19 protein-coding genes are annotated in these 19,634 nt (G+C 50.3%); 14 read left to right on the forward strand and 5 right to left on the reverse strand.

Going from position 1 to position 19,634, the window contains the following annotated elements:
• The first annotated feature begins 82 nt into the window (after window positions 1–82).
• The gene (clpB, locus tag WKJ03_RS16200) at window positions 83–2,668 is read left to right on the forward strand and encodes an ATP-dependent chaperone ClpB (RefSeq protein WP_337843278.1); all 2,586 of its coding nucleotides are present in this window, start codon (window positions 83–85) and stop codon (window positions 2,666–2,668) included.
• Between the two features lie 83 nt (window positions 2,669–2,751).
• Here the strand turns inward: clpB and WKJ03_RS16205 are convergent, their stop codons facing one another.
• On the reverse strand, window positions 2,752–4,302 hold the full coding sequence (locus WKJ03_RS16205) for a PAS domain-containing methyl-accepting chemotaxis protein (RefSeq protein WP_337843279.1): 1,551 nt from the start codon (window positions 4,300–4,302) through the stop codon (window positions 2,752–2,754).
• Between the two features lie 94 nt (window positions 4,303–4,396).
• Here WKJ03_RS16205 and WKJ03_RS16210 point away from each other — a divergent pair, with 94 nt between their 5' ends.
• From WKJ03_RS16210 to WKJ03_RS16220, 3 genes are all read left to right on the forward strand, one after another.
• Window positions 4,397–4,852, forward strand: coding sequence for a CBS domain-containing protein (locus WKJ03_RS16210; RefSeq protein WP_337843280.1), 456 nt, complete (start codon window positions 4,397–4,399; stop codon window positions 4,850–4,852).
• A gap of 148 nt (window positions 4,853–5,000) precedes the next feature.
• On the forward strand, window positions 5,001–6,575 hold the full coding sequence (gene gshA, locus WKJ03_RS16215; RefSeq protein ID WP_337843281.1) for a glutamate--cysteine ligase: 1,575 nt from the start codon (window positions 5,001–5,003) through the stop codon (window positions 6,573–6,575).
• A gap of 129 nt (window positions 6,576–6,704) precedes the next feature.
• Window positions 6,705–7,322: a transglycosylase SLT domain-containing protein gene (locus WKJ03_RS16220; RefSeq protein WP_337843282.1), complete on the forward strand. Its 618-nt coding sequence runs from the start codon at window positions 6,705–6,707 to the stop codon at window positions 7,320–7,322.
• On the opposite strand, the gene WKJ03_RS16225 is transcribed toward WKJ03_RS16220, so the two are convergent.
• Window positions 7,319–8,596 (reverse strand): HlyC/CorC family transporter, encoded by a 1,278-nt coding sequence (locus WKJ03_RS16225; RefSeq protein WP_337843283.1) that lies wholly within the window; start codon window positions 8,594–8,596, stop codon window positions 7,319–7,321. The genes WKJ03_RS16220 and WKJ03_RS16225 overlap by 4 nt on opposite strands.
• Window positions 8,597–8,662: 66 nt before the next feature.
• On the reverse strand, window positions 8,663–9,472 hold the full coding sequence (ccsA, locus tag WKJ03_RS16230) for a cytochrome c biogenesis protein CcsA (RefSeq protein WP_337843284.1): 810 nt from the start codon (window positions 9,470–9,472) through the stop codon (window positions 8,663–8,665).
• Window positions 9,473–9,605: 133 nt separating this feature from the next.
• Between ccsA and ffh the strand changes: the two genes are divergently transcribed.
• The 7 genes from ffh (at window position 9,606) to WKJ03_RS16265 (ending at window position 15,063) form a co-directional block, all read left to right on the forward strand.
• On the forward strand, window positions 9,606–10,973 hold the full coding sequence (gene ffh / locus WKJ03_RS16235) for a signal recognition particle protein (protein WP_337843285.1): 1,368 nt from the start codon (window positions 9,606–9,608) through the stop codon (window positions 10,971–10,973).
• A gap of 158 nt (window positions 10,974–11,131) precedes the next feature.
• The gene (gene rpsP, locus WKJ03_RS16240; RefSeq protein WP_337843286.1) at window positions 11,132–11,383 is read left to right on the forward strand and encodes a 30S ribosomal protein S16; all 252 of its coding nucleotides are present in this window, start codon (window positions 11,132–11,134) and stop codon (window positions 11,381–11,383) included.
• 25 nt (window positions 11,384–11,408) lie between these two features.
• Window positions 11,409–11,936 carry a ribosome maturation factor RimM gene (gene rimM, locus WKJ03_RS16245; protein ID WP_337843287.1) on the forward strand — a complete coding sequence of 176 codons (528 nt, stop codon included), beginning with the start codon at window positions 11,409–11,411 and terminating at the stop codon, window positions 11,934–11,936.
• Window positions 11,937–11,953: 17 nt separating this feature from the next.
• On the forward strand, window positions 11,954–12,712 hold the full coding sequence (gene trmD, locus WKJ03_RS16250) for a tRNA (guanosine(37)-N1)-methyltransferase TrmD (protein WP_337843303.1): 759 nt from the start codon (window positions 11,954–11,956) through the stop codon (window positions 12,710–12,712).
• Between the two features lie 22 nt (window positions 12,713–12,734).
• Entirely contained in the window at window positions 12,735–13,094 is a 360-nt protein-coding gene (gene rplS / locus WKJ03_RS16255) for a 50S ribosomal protein L19 (protein ID WP_337843288.1), read from the forward strand.
• A 42-nt stretch (window positions 13,095–13,136) separates the two neighbouring features.
• Window positions 13,137–13,739, forward strand: a complete 603-nt coding sequence (locus tag WKJ03_RS16260; RefSeq protein ID WP_337843289.1) for a DNA-J related domain-containing protein — start codon at window positions 13,137–13,139, stop codon at window positions 13,737–13,739.
• A gap of 97 nt (window positions 13,740–13,836) precedes the next feature.
• Window positions 13,837–15,063 carry a threonine/serine exporter family protein gene (locus WKJ03_RS16265; RefSeq protein WP_337843290.1) on the forward strand — a complete coding sequence of 409 codons (1,227 nt, stop codon included), beginning with the start codon at window positions 13,837–13,839 and terminating at the stop codon, window positions 15,061–15,063.
• 5 nt (window positions 15,064–15,068) lie between these two features.
• Here the strand turns inward: WKJ03_RS16265 and WKJ03_RS16270 are convergent, their stop codons facing one another.
• Window positions 15,069–15,647: a response regulator gene (locus tag WKJ03_RS16270; RefSeq protein WP_337843291.1), complete on the reverse strand. Its 579-nt coding sequence runs from the start codon at window positions 15,645–15,647 to the stop codon at window positions 15,069–15,071.
• An 82-nt stretch (window positions 15,648–15,729) separates the two neighbouring features.
• Window positions 15,730–16,089 carry a DUF3135 domain-containing protein gene (locus tag WKJ03_RS16275; protein WP_337843292.1) on the reverse strand — a complete coding sequence of 120 codons (360 nt, stop codon included), beginning with the start codon at window positions 16,087–16,089 and terminating at the stop codon, window positions 15,730–15,732.
• 299 nt (window positions 16,090–16,388) lie between these two features.
• Here WKJ03_RS16275 and WKJ03_RS16280 point away from each other — a divergent pair, with 299 nt between their 5' ends.
• The 3 genes from WKJ03_RS16280 to mtgA all read left to right on the forward strand — a co-directional run bounded on the left by WKJ03_RS16280 (window position 16,389) and on the right by mtgA (window position 19,386).
• Entirely contained in the window at window positions 16,389–17,447 is a 1,059-nt protein-coding gene (locus WKJ03_RS16280; protein ID WP_337843293.1) for a 3-deoxy-7-phosphoheptulonate synthase, read from the forward strand.
• A gap of 15 nt (window positions 17,448–17,462) precedes the next feature.
• Window positions 17,463–18,590, forward strand: coding sequence for a bifunctional chorismate mutase/prephenate dehydrogenase (gene tyrA, locus WKJ03_RS16285; RefSeq protein WP_337843294.1), 1,128 nt, complete (start codon window positions 17,463–17,465; stop codon window positions 18,588–18,590).
• Window positions 18,591–18,681: 91 nt separating this feature from the next.
• On the forward strand, window positions 18,682–19,386 hold the full coding sequence (mtgA, locus tag WKJ03_RS16290) for a monofunctional biosynthetic peptidoglycan transglycosylase (protein WP_337843295.1): 705 nt from the start codon (window positions 18,682–18,684) through the stop codon (window positions 19,384–19,386).
• The last annotated feature ends 248 nt before the right edge of the window (window positions 19,387–19,634 follow it).

Here is a 19,634-nt window from a genome sequence, read left to right on the forward strand (position 1 = left end):
TTTTGACGTTTTCCGCTTGAAAAAACAACGGTCAGGCGCAATCTTAGCAAACAACAGCAAAAACTGATTTGCGGAGATCTTTATGAGACTTGACCGTTTTACCAGTAAATTTCAAATGGCGATCGCTGATGCGCAGTCTCTGGCATTGGGGCGCGATCACGCTTATATCGAACCTGTACACCTGATGTATGCGTTGCTGAACCAGGAAGGCAGTTCAGTCAAAGAGCTGTTCAGCAAAATTGGCACCAATCCACATGAATTACGTTCCAAGCTGACGCAGGCGCTGGAGCGTTTACCTAAAGTGGAAGGGGGTGATGCCTCTGTTCAGTTGTCCGGAGCCAGTGGTCAGCTGTTAAATCTGTCGGATAAATACGCGCAAAAACGCAAAGACCAATACATTTCCAGTGAGCTCTTTGTGTTGGCTGCCACTGAAGATAAATCCGAGCTGGGTACTATTCTGCGCCTGTTAGGGGTGGAAAAAGCCGCAGTGGAAAAAGCCATAGAGGAACTCAGAGCAGGCCAGAATGTGGATGACCCCAACGCAGAAGACAGCCGCCAGGCATTGAGTAAATACACTATCGATCTGACCGAAAGAGCAGAAGCTGGCAAACTGGACCCTGTGATAGGCCGGGATGAAGAAATTCGTCGGTGTATTCAGGTGCTGCAACGGCGCACCAAAAACAACCCGGTCTTGATTGGTGAACCCGGAGTGGGAAAAACCGCTATTGTCGAAGGCCTGGCGCTGCGCATTATCAACAAAGAAGTGCCGGAAGGCTTAAAAGACAAGCGGGTGTTGTCGCTGGACATGGGGGCTTTATTGGCCGGTGCCAAATACCGCGGTGAATTTGAAGAGCGCTTAAAGGCGGTGCTGAATGAGCTGGCGAAAGAAGAAGGCCGGGTCATTCTGTTTATTGATGAAATTCATACCATGGTTGGCGCTGGCAAAGCCGATGGGGCTATGGACGCCGGCAATATGCTCAAACCTGCACTGGCCCGTGGCGAGCTGCATTGCCTGGGGGCCACCACTTTGGACGAATACCGTAAATACATTGAAAAAGATGCGGCGCTGGAGCGGCGTTTTCAGAAAGTGCTGGTGGACGAACCCTCAGTGGAAGACACCATTGCTATTTTACGCGGTTTAAAAGAGCGGTATGAACTGCACCACGCGGTTGAAATCACTGATCCGGCTATAGTAGCAGCCGCGACTTTGTCACACCGGTATGTCAGTGACCGTCAACTGCCGGATAAAGCCATCGATCTGATTGATGAAGCCGCCTCCAGTATCCGGATGCAAATAGACTCAAAACCGGAAGAACTGGATCGGCTGGAGCGGCGCATTATTCAGCTGAAGCTGGAAGAAAATGCGTTGTCGAAGGAAACCGACGACGCATCAAAAAAGCGCAAAGACAGCATTCTGGAGCAAATTCGTGAACTGGATGCCAGGTACAACGAGCTGGATGAAGTCTGGACTTCCGAAAAAGCCGCGTTGCAGGGCACTCAAAATATCAAAGCGGACCTGGAGCAGGCCCGGCTGGATATGGAAGTGGCGCGCCGTGCCGGCGATTTAAACCGGATGTCGCAGCTGAAGTACGAACGCATTCCGACACTGGAAAAACGGCTGGATTTAGCCTCGCAAGCCGAAATGCATGAAATGAAACTGCTGCGCCACAAAGTGACGGACAACGAAATTGCCGATGTGTTATCCAAAGCCACTGGCATCCCGGTCAGCAAAATGCTGGAGGGAGAACGCGACAAATTATTGCGCATGGAGCAAGAGCTGCAAAAACGGGTGGTCGGGCAGCAGGAAGCGGTCAGCGCCGTATCCAATTCGATTCGCCGTTCCCGTGCAGGCCTGGCCGATCCGAACAAACCCATTGGTTCCTTTTTGTTTTTAGGCCCGACTGGTGTGGGTAAAACCGAGCTGACCAAAGCTTTAACACAGTTTTTGTTTGATACCGAAGATGCGCTGGTGCGCATTGATATGTCAGAGTTTATGGAAAAACATGCGGTGTCCCGCCTGGTCGGTGCACCTCCGGGGTATGTCGGGTATGAAGAAGGCGGCTACCTGACCGAAGCGGTGCGGCGTAAGCCTTATTCCGTGGTGTTGCTGGATGAAGTCGAAAAAGCCCATCCAGATGTGTTTAATATTCTGCTGCAGGTGTTGGATGATGGCCGTTTAACCGATGGCCAGGGCCGCACCGTCGATTTTAAAAACACTGTGATTATTATGACGTCCAACCTGGGCTCGGATCTGATTCAGGAGCATTACCAGCATCAGAGCTACGACGAGATGAAAAACATGCTGATGGAGGTGTTAAGCCGTCAGTTCAGGCCTGAGTTTTTAAACCGGCTGGACGAAACTGTGGTGTTCCATCCGCTGGACAATGCGCATATCCGACATATTGCAGCCATTCAACTGGAACGGTTGCGTAAGCGTCTGGCGGACAGGGAGTTTGGCCTGGATGTCACAGATGCGGCGCTGGATTTGCTGGCCGAAGCCGGCTTTGATGCGGTGTACGGTGCACGGCCGCTGAAACGGGCCATTCAGCAGCATATAGAAAACCCGCTGGCGCAAACTTTGTTGCGTGGCGAGATAGCTCCCCGCTCTGTGATTCGGGTGGATGCCGCATCAGGGCAATTCAGTATTCAGGCCGCACGAATGCAATAATGCTGTGTTGCGGCAGGATTGCGTGACTTGTGAAACTAAAAAGGCCCGTTTAACCACGGGCCTTTTTGCTGTATTGGTGCAGCTTATTCAGCGGAGAAGGTTTTGCTCAGATTGGCAATTTCAGCCGCTTGTTGGTGCAAACGCTGGTTGGTGTCTGAGACCAGTCCCATATTGCCCATATTTTCCTGAGCAATTTGCTGAATGCTGTCGACATTCTGCGCCACTTCGGCCGCCACCTGGCCTTGTTGAGTGGCCGCAGTAGCTATTTGTGCCGACAGATGGTCAATGGTGTTGACCATCGCGACTATGTCTTTCAGCTGCACTGTACTGCGCTGCGTTTGGGTCACACAATCTTCCACCTGCTCACGGCTTTGCAGCATAGTTTTACCCCAGCTCAGCAAAGTTTGTTGTATTTCCGCGATGGAGCGCTGGATCTGTTCTGTTGCGTTGTGAGTGCGTGAAGACAGAGCCCGGACTTCATCGGCCACCACCGCAAAACCACGGCCATGTTCGCCGGCCCTGGCCGCTTCAATGGCGGCATTCAGCGCCAACAGGTTGGTCTGATCGGCAATGCCCTGAATTTCGGTCATCACGGCGCCAATACGTTCAGCCTCCACCGCCAGGTTATCTGCAGTGCTGGCCGCGCCCTGAACTTCCACCGCCAGTTTTTTCACTGTGCTGGCGGTCAGTTCCATCACCTGTTCTGCCTGCTGGCAGATCTGCTGGGCTTCGCCCACTTTGGCGTTGGTTTCACTTGTGCGAAGGGCAATATCCTGCACTGTATGGCTCAGCTCTAAGGTGGCAGAAGCGATAGATTCCAACTGGACTTTTTGTTGTCCTATGCCGCGCTCTGTCAGGTGTACCGCTTCTTCCAGTGTGTCGGCAATGCGGGTCAGCTGGCTGGTGCTGTCTTTGGTACGGCCCAGTACGGTGCGCAGACGGGCTTGCTGCAATTGATGGCGGAAGGTGGCGACAGAGAATGCCGTGCGTCCGGCATAGACATAACGTGAGACCGAATCAAATTGGTGTTGAATGGCTTTGAGTTCAGCAGGGATAGCCAGTATTTCCTGATGCATCAGTGTCAAAAAAGCCAGTGGCAATAATGCGGCTACCAGGAACCAGGCAGACCATAACAATGAACCTGCCAGCACAGTGACCAGACTCAAAGCCAAAGTGAGCATCAGGCGCAGGCTGGAGTTCTCCCGGAAGCTGTTTACTTTTTTGCCGGTATTGATCGCGTTGTAGCAACGTTCAGCCCGTTGTACCAGTTCATGGGTTGGTTTGACCCGGACTGATTGGTACCCAACCAGTTGCTGGTCGCGATAAATAGGTGTGACATACGCATCGACCCAGTAATAACGGCCATCTTTGCAGCGGTTTTTTACCATGCCTCGCCAGGACTGGCCCAGTTTCAGCTTTTGCCATAAATCGGCAAAGGCTGCTGCCGGCATATCCGGATGACGTACCAAATTGTGGTTTTTTCCGATCAGCTCTTCAGCTTCATAGCCAGCCACCTGGCAAAATGCCGGGTTGGCATAAGTGATGACTCCGCGTAAATCTGTGGTAGACACCAGTTCCAGGCCGGCGTCGTACTGTACTTCCTGATCGACAACATGATGATTGCGGCGATTCATGGCCTATCCTTTCCTTTTTCTAAGTCATTCGGTTAATCTGATGATCTTACTTATTATTTCAAACTCAACCTGAATAAGCGAGTCAGGAACTGTTATGCAAGTGGCTGCCATTATGTCCCGTAAGCTGGTGACTGTGGGTCCGGACGCGACCCTGGCACAGATCCGGGTAATTTTTGAATCGGCGAAGTTTCAGCATTTGCCTGTGCTGGACAGCAGCAAACGGCTGGTGGGTATTTTGTCTGTGAAGGATTACTTTAAAGCCTTAAGCCCAGTGATGGAGACTGCGTCTGAGCCTACACTGGAGCTCTTTCTGTCCAGCCGTCGGGTCAAACACCTGATGACGAGTCCGGTGATCTCTGTGACTGCAGATTACCCTGTGCTGCATGCGGCCGCCTTATTGCTCAAACACAATATCAGTTGTCTGCCAGTGGTCGACAAGGACCTGATTGCGCTTGGAATTGTGTCATGGAAAGACATTATGCGGGTGGTGGTGCTGCAAAGCAGCAAGAGGGCGCGTCTGAACTACGGACGCAGGGAAGAAGAGGAATAACAGCTGCCGCAATGGATACTGCCATTTCGGTGGTGGTTAGCTTGAGATCTGTCGATCTCAGGCCTGGTTTGCAACGCGTCAGCCCACTTGTTTTTTATCTGTTGACTCCCCATAACAGCGAAGCTCAACACTTAACTAAGGATCCAGCTTGAGTCATTTCCTTGAACAGCGCCTGCAGCAGCTTGGCACCGACAGTTTTCGCGCCGCTATCACCGGGATCCGCAGAGGTCTGGAGCGGGAAACATTACGCATTCATTCCGATGGTCGCCTGGCCCAGACTGACCACGCCAAAGCTTTAGGGTCGGCGTTGACCCATCCGCTGATCACCACAGATTTTTCGGAGTCTTTGCTTGAATTTATTACGCCGGCTCAAAGTTCTATTGATATCACTTTGCAACAACTGACGGATATTCATAAGTTTGCGCTCAGTCAAATGGGCGAAGAACAGCTGTGGCCTGGTTCTATGCCCTGTTTTATCCGCGATCAGGATGAAATCAGGTTGGCGCAGTATGGTTCGTCTAATGTGGGGCAGATGAAAACTCTGTACCGTCAGGGCCTGAAAAACCGTTATGGCAGTATGATGCAGGCCATCAGCGGTGTTCATTTTAATTTTTCCATTCCGGCAGAGTTCTGGCGTTTGTATCAGCAGCAGCTGGGTAATACGGACGAATTACAGGATTTTATCTCCACTCAGTACCTGCATCTGATCCGCAATTACAAACGTTATGTATGGCTGGTGGTTTATCTGTTTGGCGCCTCTCCAGTAATGTGTCAGTCTTTTTTGCAGGGCAGGCAGCCGAAGTATCAGTTCCAGACCTTAGGCAAAGGCTCCATTTATCTGCCTTATGCAACCTCTCTGCGTATGAGCGATTTGGGGTACACCAATAACGCACAGTCCAGCCTGAACATCAGCTATAACTCTTTGCCTGACTATATTCAGGGCCTGCGTCAGGCTATTTCGACGCCGTCACCGCAATACCAGCAGATTGGGGTGAAAGTGGATGGTCAATACCGCCAGTTGAACGGCAATATTCTGCAGATTGAAAACGAATTTTACTCAACAATCCGACCCAAACGCACCACCCAAAGTGGCGAGCGACCTACCTGTGCCTTAAAGCGCCGTGGTGTGGAATACATCGAGGTTCGTTCACTGGATGTCAACCCCTTTAGTCCTGTTGGCATCAGTGCCGAGCAGATGCGCTTCCTGGATTTGTTCCTGCTGTATTGTCTGCTCGAGCAAAGCCCCCTGATGACAGCTGAGCAGCAGGCACAGACGGAGCTCAATTTACGTCAAGTGGTCACCGAAGGACGGCGCCAGAGTCTTGAATTGCTGGATGCAGAACATCCAAGGCTGATGCTGGATTGGGCAGAACAAATTTTTGCGGACCTGATGCCAATAGCGCACTGGATGGATGAAGCTCATGGCTCTGACTGGTATCAGAAGGCATTAAAAGAGCAGTATCAGGCCTTGCTTGATCCAGCTAAGACTTTGTCAGGTCGTTGGTTAGGGCAGATTATGTCATTGCAGCGCGACCATGGCTGTTATGCGCTGGAACTGTCGGCAAACTACAAGCAGTATTTTGCCGGGCAGCAATACCGCTTTTATCAGCAATCTCAGTTAGAACAGATGGCTGCTGAATCGCTTCGGCAACAGCAGCAGGTCGAGCAGGCGGATACCCTGAGTTTTGACCAGTACCTGCAAGACTACTTTGTGGATTTATAAATAAAAAAAGGCCAGCGAGGCTGGCCAGGAACACTAAGGATAAGGTAAATCCAGGGATGAAAAACAAAAACTTGGTTGAATCCGTTCAACAGGTTAGTCTGAACCGGCGACAAAAAAGTTCTGGGTCTGATGAAAAAAATTAAAAATTCTTTATTTACCTTAGCCTGTCTTAGCCTATTGAGTGGTTGTGCTGTGTCGCCGCCGCAGAATAAAGAGAACCTCTGCGAAATTTTCCGTGAACATGAAGATTGGTACCATGCTGCGGCCGATGCTCGGGACCGCTGGAAAGTTCCAGTGCATGTGCCTATGGCCATTATGTATCAGGAAAGCAGCTTTCAACACGACGCACAGCCACCGATGCAGTATTGGTTCGGCTTTATTCCGGTTGGGCGAGCCAGTACGGCCTATGGTTATGCGCAGGTGAAAGATGAAACCTGGGACGACTATGCGCGGGAAACCAATGGTTATTTTGCCAGCCGCAGTGATTTTGCCGATGCCATCGACTTTATGGGGTGGTATATCGACAAAAGCAACCGGGTGAATGGAGTGGCCAAAACCGACGCTTACGGTCAGTATCTGAATTACCACGAAGGCTGGGGGGGATATCAACGTGGCACTTACCGGAAAAAAGCCTGGTTGATGCAGACGTCCCGGTTGGTGCAGCAGCGCTCGGCCCGGTACCAGCAACAGCTGCAGTCTTGTGAGGACGAATTTAAACGAGGCTGGTTTTGGGGCTTGTTTGATTAAGATGCAGTGGTTGTGGCTGGTTTGGGCTTTAAACGCACTGTTTTAATCATGTTGTCTTGAATTTCAGTAATTTCTACCACGCAGCCATACAGCATCAGGCTTAAATTGGTTTCTGGTATATCTTCCAGATATTCCAGAACCAGACCATTCAGGGTTTTTGGACCATCGGTCGGGAAATTCAGTTGTAAATCGCGGTTCAGGTCGCGCAGGTTGATACCTCCTTCCACCAGATAACAGCCTTCTTTCTCCAGTTTAATTTCGTCGTTTTGTTGCTGGGCGACGTCTGTGGTGAAGGTGCCGACCACTTCTTCCAGTATATCTTCCAGCGTTACCAGTCCCTGAATGTCACCAAACTCATCAACGACCAGACCGATACGCTCTTTGGAGCTTTGGAATTTTTGCAGTTGAGTATGCAGTGGGGTATTCTCGGGGATAAAATAAATTTCCCGTACTGCCCGCAATAAACTGGCTTTGGTCAATTGCTCTTTTAATGCAAGACGGGCCAAATCACGGCTGTGTAAAAAACCCAAGGCGTCGTCGATGCTGTCGCGGTAGAGCAAAATGCGGTTGTGTTGGCTGCTACTGAGTTGGCGTACAATGTCTTTCCAGTCATCATTGATGTCAATGCCATACAGCTCGTTGCGTGGCACCATAATGTCTTCGACTGTGGCTTTTTCCAGATCCAGCACCCCCACCAGCATGCTCTGATGCTGCTCGGGTAACAAAGCGCCGGCCTCATGCACCACGGTACGCAACTCTTCTGAACTCAGGCTGTGGCCATGGTGTTGCTCCGCCTTGACACCAAGCCAGCCTAACAGGGTGTTACAGATTTTATTCAGTAACCAGACCAGAGGAGCCAGCAGTTTCATCAGAGGCTTGAGCACAATGGAGGCTGGAAAGGCAACCCGCTCAGGGTGAAGTGCGGCCAGAGTTTTGGGAGTAACTTCCCCAAAAATCAGGATCACCAGGGTCAGGCCGACAGTCGCCACTGCGATGCCGTAGTCACCATAAAGGCGCATGCCTATCAGGGTGGCAATGGCGGATGCGGCTATATTGACCAGATTGTTGCCAATCAGGATCAGGCCTATCAGACGATCACGGCGCTCCAGCATCTTGCTGACCCGCAGCGCACCTTTATGCTGCTCATTGGCCTGATGTTTCAGCTTGTACGGATTAACCGACATCATGCCGGTCTCAGAGGCAGAAAAAAAAGCAGAACACAACACCAGCAACCCTAACAGGATAAACAGAGTTGCTGTGGAGATTTGATCCAAACTGGAATTACCTCTTACTGAACTGGAGTTCTATTAAATATGCTGGTGCAGCCTGCAAGTCAAGCGTTAGCTCAGCCGATCTAGCAGGATCTCACGGACAAAGCGGCTGCCAAAATAAGATAAGGTCAGCAAAATACTGCCGGTAAAAGTCAACGCTATCGCTACTCTGCCGCGCCAGCCCAGACGGGCATGGCCCCACAACAGCAGGACAAACACCAAAAAGGCCAGAGAACTCAGTACATTTTTATGCAGGTGCTGCAGTTCAAACCAGTGCTCGGTAAACAAGGCGCCGCTGAGCAGAGTCAGGCCCAGCAGTACGGTACCTGCGAGCAGCAGGCGGAACTGCAGGGACTCTACCTGAAGTAAAGGAGGCAAGAACTGATTACCCAACAGAAAATCTTTCTGTTTCAGCTTATGGCTGATGTAGCTGACCTGTACCGAATGCAAAGTGGCGACTATCAGCAGAGCGTAAGCAACAAAGGCCACAATAATATGCATCAGCAAGGCGGGTGTTTGCTCAAAATGCTGCACCTTCAGTGCACTGGGCAATACCAGAATGGCCAACTGATTGAGCGCCGCAAAACCATAAACAATAGGAAGCAACAGTACAGCCGGGGTGCGCAGTGCTGACAGGGTGATCACAATCACGATGAGCCAGCAGACTAAGGAAATGACATTGAGCAGGCTGAAGTTTTGTCCGCCACCGGCAAAAATGCTGTCGGCCAGAAAGATGCCATGGCAGGCAATAGCCAGCACCGCTAACGCGAACACCAGCTTGTAGTTTAACCCCTTAGGGCTGACCAGCCTGGATAACACCAGCATTGTTGCACTGAGATATGTCAGCAGTGCAACACTGGGAAACAGCATAAAAGACATAAACCCTATCCCGTAATTCCTTTCTTCCCTCATTCTATTGCAAACCGCTCGCATTTGTCAGCCGTTGTTACGGGCTGACGTAAAGAGAGGGCTGGGGTATAATCCGCACAGTTTCTGTTGAGGTAGGCCAGTTATGTTTGAGAATCTGTCGGATCGTTTAACCAAAACGCTGAAAAATATCAGTGGCCGGGGCCGCCTGACCGAAGAAAATATAAAAGAGACGCTGCGTGAAGTGCGCATGGCGCTGTTGGAAGCGGATGTGGCTTTGCCTGTGGTACGGGATTTCGTCAATCAGGTGAAAGAGCGTTCTGTGGGTCTGGAAGTCAGCAAAAGTCTGACACCTGGTCAGGAGTTTCTGAAGATTGTCCGCAAAGCGCTGGAAGAGGCGATGGGGCAGGCTAATGAAGAGCTGGCACTGAACACTCAGCCGCCGGCTGTGGTGCTGATGGCGGGTTTGCAAGGTGCGGGTAAAACCACTTCTGTGGGTAAACTGGCCAAGTTCTTAAAAGAGCGGAAAAAGAAAAAAGTATTGGTGGTGTCTGCGGACGTGTATCGTCCTGCCGCTATTAAGCAGCTGGAAACGCTGGCGAAAGATGTTGGAGTGGAGTTTTTCCCCAGTGACATCAGCCAGGCTCCAGTCGCTATTGTAAACGCCGCTATCGAACACGCACGCCTGAAAATGTTTGATGTGCTGCTGGTCGATACCGCTGGCCGTTTGCACGTTGACGAAGAAATGATGGGGGAGATTAAGGCGCTGCATGCGGCCGTTAAACCTATCGAAACCCTGTTTGTGGTAGACGCCATGACAGGTCAGGATGCGGCTAACACGGCAAAGGCCTTTAATGAAGCTCTGCCGCTGACCGGTGTGATTCTGACCAAAGCGGACGGTGACGCCCGCGGCGGTGCTGCCTTATCCATCCGTCATATCACAGGAAAGCCGATTAAATTTATCGGTATGGGAGAAAAAACCGACGCATTGGAACCTTTCCACCCGGACCGAATTGCCTCCCGTATTCTGGGTATGGGGGACATGCTTAGTCTGATTGAACAGATTGAGCAAAAGGTGGACCGGGAGCAGGCGGCCAAAGTGGCAGCCAAGGTGATGAAAGGCCAGGGCTTCAGCCTGGAAGATTTTCGTGACCAATTGGTACAGATGCGTAACATGGGCGGCATGATGTCGATGCTGGAAAAAATGCCGGGCATGAAAAATCTGCCGGCTGGCGCCATGGATCAAGTGGGTGATAAGCAATTCAAGAAACTGGAGGCCATTATCAATTCAATGACAAAAAAAGAACGCCAGTTTCCTGATTTAATTAAAGGCTCCCGGAAAAAACGTATCGCTTCAGGCTCCGGCACTCAGGTGCAGGATGTGAATCAGTTGCTGAAACAATTTACTCAGATGCAAAAGATGATGAAGCAAATGTCGGGCAAAGGCGGCCTGATGAAGATGATGCGGGGCTTGGGCGGCAAATTGCCACCCGGTATGCTTCCTCCACGTTAAGGAGCTGGAGAACGGCTTTGCGGGCTGCTCAGAAACCCAGCCGTATGGCCCGAAACTCCTTGCAAAACAGGAAAAAATCAGTACAATTCTGCGACCCCACGGTCTGACCGCGGGGTTTGTTATTTTTTAAAAAACCTGAACGATAAATAGAGGACGGTATGGTAACTATTCGTTTACAACGTGGTGGCGCGAAAAAGCGTCCATTTTACCAAGTTGTGGTAGCGGACAGCCGTTTTGCTCGTGATGGCCGTTTCATTGAGCGCGTGGGTTTCTTCAACCCAATCGCTGGCGGCACTGAAGAGAAAACGCGTATTGATTTAGAGCGTGTAGACCACTGGGTTGCACAAGGCGCTTCGTTAAGCGACCGCGTAGCTTCTCTGGTTAAAGCTCTGAAAAAAGCTGCTGCTTAATAGCTAGGCCGGTGGGAGTAAGGGCTTGAAAAGTTCTGATTTAGTTGTCTTAGGTAAGTTTGGTGCTGTTTATGGCATCAACGGGTGGCTAAAAGTTAACTCCTATACCGATGTCCCGGAAGGGATTTTTGACTACACACCCTGGCAGATTCAATTGCAGGGTAACTGGCGTCAAGTGCAAATCTCCAGTTGGAAACGTCACAGCAATGGCTTGATTGTTAAACTGGCTGACGTGAACGACCGAGACCAGGCTCAGGTGCTGGTAAACGCAGAAATCGCTGTAGAGCGGGCGTCATTACCGGAACTGGAGCAAGGGGATTACTACTGGCGTGACCTGATGGGTATGGCTGTGGTAAACCTTGAGGGCTATCACTTAGGTGAAGTGGTCGACATGATGGAAACTGGCTCGAACGACGTTTTAGTCGTAAAAGCCAATAAAACCGATGCATTTGGCAAAAAGGAACGCCTGTTGCCATTTTTGACGGACTCCGTCATTAAAGAGGTGAACAGAGCGGAAGGGCGTATCTCAGTTGACTGGGATCCTGATTTCTGATGTCGCAACAACCCTCTTTGTGGGTCGGAGTGATTACACTCTTTCCACAAATGTTTGATGCCATTACGCAATCCGGAGTTACCAGCAGGGCCGTGAAACAAGGGCTGCTTCAGGTGGAGTGTTGGAACCCGCGGGATTTTACCTCGGACAAACACAAAACCGTCGATGACAGACCTTATGGTGGCGGGCCTGGTATGCTGATGATGGTGCAGCCACTGACAGACGCGATTCGCGCTGCCAAACAGGCTGCAGGGGGAAATGTACACACGATTTATTTGTCGCCGCAAGGCCGCAAACTGGATCAACAAGGTGTACAGGAACTGGCCCGGTACCCGAAACTGCTCTTAGTAGCAGGCCGTTACGAAGGCATTGATGAACGCGTAATCGAAAACGAGATTGATGAAGAATGGTCAATTGGTGATTACGTGCTGAGTGGGGGCGAATTGCCTGCGATGACGCTGATTGATGCGGTGTCGCGACTGGTACCAGGTGTACTTGGGCATGAACAGTCCGCTGAACAGGACTCCTTTGCGTCCGGTTTGTTAGACTGCCCACACTATACAAGACCAGAAGTGTTAGATGGCAAAGAGGTTCCGCCGGTGTTGCTGAGCGGACACCATGAAAATATAAGACGCTGGCGTCTGAAACAGTCCTTAGGCAGGACCTGGTTAAGACGGCCGGATATGTTAAATGCCCTGGCTCTGACTAAGGAGCAACGCAAATTACTGGATGAGTTCCAAAAGGAACACCAGGCGTTGCAGCAACACGATAGTTAATTCCAGGTAAAGTGAGATTGTTATGAGCAAAGTTAGCCAAAACATCATCAAAGAACTTGAAACCGAACAGCTGAAACAAGACGTTCCTGCGTTTGCACCAGGTGACACAGTTGTGGTTCAGGTTAAAGTTAAAGAAGGTGACAAAGTACGTCTGCAGGCGTATGAAGGCGTGGTTATCGCTAAGCGTAACCGTGGTCTGCACTCTTCATTCACAGTACGTAAAATTTCGAACGGCGAAGGCGTTGAGCGTGTATTCCAGACGCACAGCCCGCTGATCGACAGCATCACGTTGAAACGTCGTGGTGCCGTACGTCGTGCCAAGCTGTACTTCTTACGCGATCGTTCAGGTAAATCAGCGCGTATCCGCGAAAAGCTTAACTAAGCACGGAAGGCTGCCTCAGGGCAGCCTTTTTTTATTGCCCTTATGCATGCATCCCGCCTCCCTGAATTACTGAATCACCTGGAAGCATTGCTATTGCAGTCCGATCAGGAAATTAGTGAGCAATGGTTACTCAGCCAGCTTGAGGCATTCTTTCCGTCCTCAGAACGAAGCGAGCTGAATAATTTGCTCTTTCAGCAGCATTTTGTGCTGTACCATCATCTGTTTTTATTGCAACAGCAATGGCAGCAACAGGAAATTGCCCTGTTATGGATAGGCTATGCCAAAGTCCGGGTGTTTCCTTTTGGTTCAAGTCATACCAATTTGCCTGCCCTTTGGTCAGAACAAGCTGATAAGGCGGCATATTATCTGGACTGGCAGAACTTTGTTGCAATGACGGATGAACGGCTGGCGTCTTTGTTAGACGCATTCTGGCAAAAACTGGAACTGTACCGGCAAAACCCACACCTGGATACCGCAAACTTAAAAGACAAATGGCAGCTTCCTCTGGACTGCATGGCAGCAGATATTAAACGCCGGTATCGACAACTGGCTTTGCTGTTGCACCCCGACCGGGGAGGTGACAAAGCCGATTTTCAGTTACTGCACCAGGAGTATCAATGGCTATTGTCGCGCTCTAATGAATAACTTTGCATTGAATCAATCACTTATTGCTCATGGCTCTGGGCTGCTTCAAAAAATATCACTACAATAAGCTGCAGGACAACTTTCTGAGATCCATCCCTTGGACGCCGCCAGCTTTATTGAAAAACGTCGTTTTATCGTCAGATTAGGCAAAATGTTGCATAAATTCGGCACGCCAGCATACCGGCTGGAGTCCCATTTGCAGGAAATTGCCAAATTGCTTCATATAGGCGCCTCTTTTGCCATCACTCCCACAGTGCTGACTTTCGTGTTATGGATCCCCGGTGATGACAACGAGTACACCCATGTGGCCAGGGTCAGTCCGGGCGAACTGGATTTAGGTTCATTGTCGAAAGTGGATGAGCTGGTCGACGCGCTAGCCAGTAGCAAAATGACGTTACGGGACGTTGATTTGAAGCTGGAAGAAATAGCCAATGCGCCGAACCCTTATTCGCGCTGGGCGACCTTTGCTGCGTTTGGCGCTTCCGGTGGTGCTTTTGCCATGTTGATGAGAGCCAGCTGGCATGATGTATTCTGGGCATGCTTACTGAGTCTATTGGTGTATTTGTTTGTCCTCTGGTCGGAACGTTCCAGGCGGGTCGCTCACATGCTTGAGCCATTGGTGGCGTTGGTATCTGCGTTGGCTGCCACTGCAGTGTTCTTGTATTTGGATCCAATGATCAATGTACCTTTGGTGGTGTTGTCCTCCATTATTGTGTTTATTCCTGGTCTGGCGTTAACTCTGGGGTTGGCAGAGTTGGCCGCTCGCCATCTGGTGTCTGGGACTGCCCGGATCATGGATGCCATTATGCTGCTGTTTAAACTCTCGTTTGGTGCTTTCCTTGGGGTTGCCTTCGGCCAGGCACTGTTTGGTCAGATCCCTCCTGAGCTGGCGCCGTCCGTACCGGCCTGGACCAGTTGGCTGGCCATTGCTATTTTGTGTGGCAGTTTGGTTGTCGTGTTTAAAGCCCGGTTAAGGCATGCATTCTGGGGCATTTTATCGGGTTTTATTGCATATGCCGCCAGTTTATGGGGAGCCCATTATCTTGGACTGGCATTGGGGGCTTTTGTCGGTGCTTTTGCTGTGGGGTTGTACGGTAACTTATTCAACCGACTGATGAATGCACCGGGCAGTATTGTCTCTTTGCAGGGCATGATCGTCCTGGTACCGGGCAGTAAAACCTATATTGGGTTAAACGCCTTTGTTTCGGGGCAGCAAATGGTTGCCACGGATGGCTTAGGCCAGCAAACCTTTTTGATCTTTATGTCACTGGTCGCAGGCTTTATTTTCGCGAATGTGGCGTTGCCGCCACGCAAAGCGCTCTGAGCTGCTTATCGCAGCTCGCTCAGCAGTTGTTCAAGACGTTCTTTTAAGTCACTGAACAACAGAGGTTTACGCATCAGTTGCACATTGTCAGGCAAGCCACCGGCTGCTGCAATTTCAGCATCTGTCAGCGCCGTAACCACAATCACTTTCATGTGCTCATGGCGGGGAGATTGCTGCAATTCGCGGATCATCTGAAATCCATCCAGCTCAGGCATTTGCAGATCGGTGATCAGAATTTGCGGCGCCCATTCACCAATTTTAAGCAAACCAGCGATACCATTGGTGACAGATTCCAGAGTAATAGGTAAGCCCCAGGATTCAATTTGCAGGCTGTACAACTGCTTGAGCAATTCGTCATCTTCGGCCAACAGAATACGCACCGAATTATCAGCTGGTAATGTCTGATTTTTCAGCAGCAAACGCTCAACGGAAGATTGAGTGACCCGACGATGTCCACCTGGTGTTTTCCACGCATCCAGGGCACCTTTTTCGACCCAGAGTTGCACTGTACGTAAAGAAACCCCAAGCAAATCAGCAGCTTGTTGAGTGGACAGCAATGGTTCAGTGTGTTTACTTTTGCTCATATCCTATTGTGCAGTATCATATTTTTTATTTTTATCAATTCTAGACGAGAAGTGTCATCACTGTCACTTACTTTTTTCTTCTTTATTTTTCCTGTTCTGAAAACAGTTTTACCGCAGGGAATTTCAGGACTGTGGCGCTGTCACGGCTGGGGTTCTGCTCAGAATTCAATTGTTGCAGTTGCTGCTGCATCAGGTAGATATGACCGAGCATTAACTCATAAGTTCGTTGCAAACGAATTAAAGGTGCAACGCAATGCCTGTGCTGAGCCTGGATTCTGAACAACAATCGCTCCATAGCCAAGCGGCCTTCAGCGGAGGTCTGAGCTTCAAGCATTTCCAAATTCAGTTGTTGCTGGAGTAGCTCCAATTGCTGGGGAGCCTGACGGGCAAGTTGGAGTAATTCGTCAAAACTGGGCAGAGGGGGGGAGGCCTGAGCTGTCATGGTGGATCTCCGGTGCAGCACTTACCTTTAGTTTAGTAATTCAGGCCTGTGACGTATGTTTTTCTCTTGAATAATTATATGTAAATATAATTGTACTTTTTTTGTTTTTCTTGTTTTTGAGTGTTTTGCTGATTTTTTATGGATTACTTGGTTGACTTGGTCTTCTTTGGTTTTTATCATGCTGTTGTTTTGTAATTTATATTATACGTGTTGGCAATAAATGTTTACGGCAGTTTTGCTCTTGATTTGGCAAATGCAGCCCGGCGCTTTGGCAACGCAACAGGCTACAGGAGCACTTTATGAGCAAAATAGTAGATGATTTACGTATCACTTCAGAAACCCTGCTTAGTCCGCCTTCAGTACTGAAGCAGGCCTTACCTTTATCCGATAAAGGCGCTGGTTTTGTGCAAAGGGCCCGTCAGGACATCGCTGACATTATTCATGGTCGTGACTCGCGTTTACTGGTGATCACCGGTCCCTGTTCTATTCATGATCCTGTTTCCGCTATGGATTACGCCCGTCGCCTCAAGCAACTGCAGCTGCAATATATAGACAGCCTGTACATTGTGATGCGGGTGTACTTTGAGAAGCCAAGAACCACTGTGGGCTGGAAAGGTTTTATTAATGATCCGCACCTGAATGATTCCTTTGATTTAGAAACGGGTCTGACCAAAGGGCGGAAGCTGTTGCTGGAACTGGTGGAGATGGAGCTGCCTGCGGCGACTGAAGCACTGGATCCGATCAGCCCACAGTACTTATCCGATCTGATTAGTTGGGCTGCAGTTGGCGCCCGTACTGTGGAATCCCAGACCCACAGGGAAATGGCCAGTGGCTTGTCGATGCCGGTTGGTTTTAAAAATGGCACTGACGGCAACCTGAGTATTGCCCTGAATGCATTGCAGTCGGCCGCCAGCGGCCATAGTTTTATTGGTATCAACCAAAAAGGTCAGGTTGCTTTAGTGCAAACAGCAGGCAATCCGGATGGTCATGTGATACTGCGTGGCGGCAGCAAACCCAATTATGATGAACAGAGTGTCGAAGCCGCTTTAGCTGCACTGAAGAAACACAATTTGCCGCTTGGTTTGGTGATTGACTGCAGCCACGGTAATTCGAATAAAGACCACAATAGGCAACCTTTAGTGGCCAAAGAGGTGATCCGGCAGCGCCGCGACGGCAACCAGAATATTATCGGCATTATGCTGGAAAGCCATATCCATGCTGGCCGTCAGGACATAGTGGACGGCAAAGCGGAATTGTACGGCGTGTCAGTGACAGATGCCTGCATTGATTGGGGCAGTACAGCGGCTTTACTGGCGGAGCTGGAACAGGAACTTTCTGCGGCTGTGACGGCTGCTTAACCTCAGGAGAGAGCTGTGTCTGATCCTATGTCTGCGTTGTTGCCTCTGCGGCAGCAGATTGATGAAGTGGATAGTCAACTGGTCCAGCTGCTGGCTCGTCGGGCGCAGATCACGGCTGAAGTCGGGCGGGTGAAGCAACAACACGCTTTGCCTTTGTATGTGCCTGAGCGGGAACAGGCGTTGCTGAAAGCAAGGCGCGCTGACGCTGAGCAGGCAGGCGTGTCGGCTGATTTGGTTGAAGATGTGCTGCGCAGAGTGATGCGTGAATCCTACCAGACTCAGGAAGCAGGCTTTGTCTGCTGCCGTCAACCCGGGGATAAAGTAGTTGTTGTTGGAGGGGCAGGCGCATTGGGCAGCCGTTTTGTCAGCCTGTTTCGCCGCTCTGGTTATCAGGTTGAAATTCTGGAGTCAGATAATCAGGCTGAAGCGGCTCAGTTGATCTCTGGCGCTGTATTGGTATTAGTGGCCGTGCCCATAGCCCTGACTGAACAGGTGATCCGCCAGCTACCGCAATTGGCTCCAGAGGCTATTCTTGCCGATTTAACCAGTACTAAAACAGGTCCACTGCAAGCCATGCTGGAGGTTCATAGCGGCCCGGTGCTGGGGTTGCATCCCATGTTTGGGCCGGATATCTCGAATATTGCTAAACAGGTGGTGGTGGTGACGCCGGGTCGCCAGCAAGAATCCTGTCAGTGGCTGTTGCAACAACTGCGGGTCTGGGGAGCTGTGCTGACAGAAAAAACTGCGCAGCAGCATGACGAGCTGATGCAGTTAATTCAGGCCATGCGCCACTTCAGTTCTTTGGTTTATGGCGTACATCTGGCTGAAGAGCAGGCTGATTTACAGCAATTGCTGGAGTTGAGCTCACCAATTTACCGGTTGGAGCTGGCGATGGTAGGCCGGCTTTTTGCACAGAATGCTGAGTTATATGCCGATATTATGTTGTCTTCTGCTGAAGTCACTTTATTGTTGCAGCGCTATCAGCACAGATTTAACCGCTTATCGCACCTGCTGGCGGCCAGAGATAAAGCCGGCTTAATGGCTGAATTTGCCAAAGGCCAACAGTTTTTTGGTGAATTAGCCACAGAGTTTTTGCATGAAAGCCGGCAACTGTTGCAAAAAGCTGCGGATGGCCGTTCCTGACTTCTACAACTTCAGCAATGCATTTTCTCGACCAGCCCTTTACCTGAGCTTTGCCAGCCTTTAGTCTGAATGCAGAGTCATGGAGGTTAAGGTGCTGAAGTCGTTCGGTTTATTACTGCTGAAATTGTTGCGTTGGAGCCTGTTGCTGGTATTGACCTGGGTGTTGCTGCTGAGTTTTCTGCCTGTACCCTACACGGGGTTGATGCTGGAGCGCCAGATAGAGTCTTGGTGGCTGGGCCAAGAGTACAAACGCCAACATCACTGGGTACCTTACGACCAAATCTCGCGCCATGCCAAACAGGCTGTTGTGGCCGCTGAAGATCAGAAGTTTGCTGACCATTATGGTTTTGATATGGCAGCCATTGAGAAAGCGCTGGTGTACAACAGCAAAGGCAATAAAGTGCGTGGCGCTTCGACTATCAGCCAGCAAACCGCAAAAAATGTGTTTCTCTGGTCCGGGCGCAGTTGGTTGCGCAAAGGGCTGGAATCGGGTTTTACAGTGTTGATAGAACTGGTATGGGGCAAGCAGCGTATTCTTGAAGTTTATCTGAATAGTGTCGAGTTTGGTCCAGGTATCTATGGCGTGGAAGCCGCTGCCGGGCATTTCTTCGGCAAGTCCGCTGCCAGACTCAGCCGCCAGGAAGCAGCGCTGTTGGCTGCAGTATTACCGAATCCACTGCGTTTTAAAGTAAACCGCCCCTCCCCTTATGTCTATAAACGTCAGCAATGGGTGTTAAAACAGATGAGACAATTGCGCTCTGTTGAGCAGGAATTGGCTGGCGAAACGGCCAGATAGAGCAGGTAAGATGACCTATGTATTCTGCTTAACCATGCAAAAAAAACGAGGCTGTATTCAGCCTCGTAAAACAACAGGGTTTATTCAAGAACACATCCGTGCTGGGAGAGCACAGAGGCATTATGCGCTTATGTGATGGCAGTTTTGTGACGGCAGCACGCGTCTGGGGCTGAATACGTATTCAATCCGGTGACCTGCAAAATTCATTGGCCTGTCATTTAGGTTTTTTGCCGCGTCAGTTAGAGGAA

It is taken from the genome of Rheinheimera sp., from assembly GCF_037442525.1.
Classification (GTDB): Bacteria; Pseudomonadota; Gammaproteobacteria; order Enterobacterales; family Alteromonadaceae; genus Pararheinheimera.